Source organism: Nocardia sp. NPDC004573 (assembly GCF_053602135.1).
Genome location: NZ_JBSGDA010000005.1, coordinates 125,847 through 127,918, shown reverse-complemented (window position 1 = coordinate 127,918; position 2,072 = coordinate 125,847). Strand labels below are relative to the sequence as shown.

Genomic DNA, 2,072 nt, shown 5'->3' with positions numbered 1-2,072 from the left:
CGATCGGCATCCGTGCGATATTCCATCCCCGGCACGGGACCAGCCCCGAGTAGTCGAGGCTGTTCCCGTGCCGGATTGCTTTCGGTCGCCGCGTCGCCCTCCGCGTATATCCGTCCGTCAGAACGCGGCTTCATCGAGATCCATCACGCTGATGTCGACATCGGAGATCACCGACCACTCTGCGCTGAGGTGCGGCAGGACAGTCTTGGCGAAGAACGATGCCACGGCGATCTTTCCCTGGTAGAAGGCGCGGTCCTGGCCGGCGGGATCGGCATCCAGTGCCGCGATGGCGATTTCGGCGGCGACGATCAGCCGCCAGGCGACGAGGAGGTCGCCGACGGCGAGCAGGAACCGGACGGAGTTCAGTCCGATCTTGTACAACTCGGTGGGTTGCTGCTGGGCGGCGAGCAGATGCTGGGTGAACCGGCCCGCCATGTCCTGGACGTCCTCCAGCGCGGTGGCGAGCAGAACCTTCTCGGCCTTGAGCCGGCCGTTGCCCGTGGAAGAGTGGGCCGTGTCCCGGATCCGGCTCGCGAGGTGGGCCAAGGCGACGCCGCGGTCACGGGCGATCTTGCGGAAGAAGAAGTCCTGCGCCTGGATGGCGGTGGTGCCCTCGTAGAGCGAGTCGATCTTCGCATCGCGGATGTACTGCTCGATCGGGTAGTCCTGCAGGAAGCCGGAACCGCCCAATGTCTGCAGCGACTCGGTCAGGTACTGGTAGGCCCGCTCCGAGCCGACGCCCTTGACGATCGGCAGCAGCAGATCGTTGACCCGCGCGGCCAGCTCCGCGTCCGCGCCCGAGATGTGTTGTGCTACCACGTCGTTCTGGTGCCCGGCGGTGTAGAGATAGATTGCGCGCAGGCCTTCGGTGTAGGCCTTCTGCATCATCAGCGACCGGCGGACGTCGGCGTGCCGGGTGATGGTCACCTTCGGCGCGGTCTTGTCGGCCATCCGGGTCAGATCGCTGCCTTGCACGCGGTTCTTCGCGTATTCGAGGGCGTTGAGGTACCCCGTGGACAAGGTGGCGATGGCCTTGGTGCCGACCATCATGCGGGCTTCCTCGATGACCTGGAACATCTGCGCGATGCCGTTGTGCACCTCGCCGACCAGCCAGCCCTTGGCGGGGATGCCGTGGCCGCCGAAGGTCAGCTCGCAGGTTGCGGACGCCTTCAGGCCCATCTTGTGCTCGACGTTGGTGACGAAGACGCCGTTGCGCTCGCCCAGCTCACCGGTCTCGTGGTCGAAGTGGAACTTCGGCACGAAGAACAGCGACAGGCCCTTGGTGCCCGGTCCCGCGCCCTCGGGGCGGGCCAGCACCAGGTGCATGATGTTGCCGAACAGGTCGTCGGAGTCGGCGGAGGTGATGAACCGCTTGACGCCCTCGATGTGCCAGGAGCCGTCCTCCTGCTCGATCGCCTTGGTGCGGCCCGCGCCGACGTCGGAACCGGCGTCGGGTTCGGTGAGCACCATCGTGGCGCCCCAGTTGCGCTCGGTGATGAACTGCGCCCAGCGCTGCTGCTGCTCGGTGCCGAGGCCGTGCATGATGTGGGCCATCGTCGGCCCGGTCAGGTACAGGTAGGCCGCGGGCTGCGCCCCCAGCACGAATTCACTGATGGCCCAGCTGAGCATCGAGGGAGCGGGCACCCCGCCGACCGCCTCCGACTTGCCGACGCGCCACCAGTCGGCGTCGTACCAGGCGCGCACCGCCTTCTTGAACGGCTCGGGCAGGCTGACGGAGTGCGTGGCCGGATCGAAAACGGGCGGGGTGCGGTCGGTTTCGGCGTACGGTTCGGCGACCGGTCCCTCGGCCAGGCGCGCCGCCTCGGCCAGCATCGATCGCACGGTGTCTCCGTCCAGATCCCCGAACGCTCCGGTCCGGAGGATGTCGTCGAGTCCGTACACCTCGAAGAGGTTGAATTCGAGGTCGCGCACGTTGCTCTTGTAATGGCTCACGGGCCAATGCCTTTCGAGAAACGGCCGGTGTACCGGCGAGGAATCGGCGGGCGCACCTTCAGGTGATCACCCACGGCACACTGTGCGGCACCGACAACGCGAAATCAATCTGATGTTAA

The 2,072-nt window shown here is 66.4% G+C and carries 1 protein-coding gene; it reads right to left on the bottom strand.

From position 1 onward, the window contains the following. Window positions 1–117 precede the first annotated feature (117 nt). Window positions 118–1,953 (bottom strand): acyl-CoA dehydrogenase, encoded by a 1,836-nt coding sequence (locus ACWEKR_RS10310; protein ID WP_452354225.1) that lies wholly within the window; start codon window positions 1,951–1,953, stop codon window positions 118–120. Window positions 1,954–2,072 lie beyond the last annotated feature (119 nt).